Source organism: Photorhabdus viridis, assembly GCF_040256935.1.
Lineage (GTDB): Bacteria > Pseudomonadota > Gammaproteobacteria > Enterobacterales > Enterobacteriaceae > Photorhabdus > Photorhabdus viridis.
On sequence record NZ_JBEJZY010000566.1, the window covers coordinates 1 to 223 of the forward strand.

Sequence of the window (223 nt, forward strand, 5' to 3'; positions counted from 1 at the left end):
TCGTTTTAAGATAACCGCAGAATAACCGGGTTGTTTTCCTGGCTGAATATCAATGGCGACCTGTTGTGAGGGCAGGCGGTTCAGGCGTTCCATGCCTTGTTCAATATCCCGTAGATTGAGTGTTTTGCCAATCATGCCCGGAAAGACCATTTTGAGTGAACGTGGTGTTTCATCATCAAGGCTGATTGACTCAATTTTGCCTTCATTCACGGTAATCATGAGG

The 223-nt window shown here is 45.7% G+C and carries 1 protein-coding gene; it reads right to left on the bottom strand.

The genetic code is table 11. From position 1 onward, the window contains the following. A partial coding sequence (locus ABR397_RS24570; RefSeq protein WP_350307956.1) for a POTRA domain-containing protein occupies nt 1-223 on the bottom strand: 223 nt, incomplete at both ends.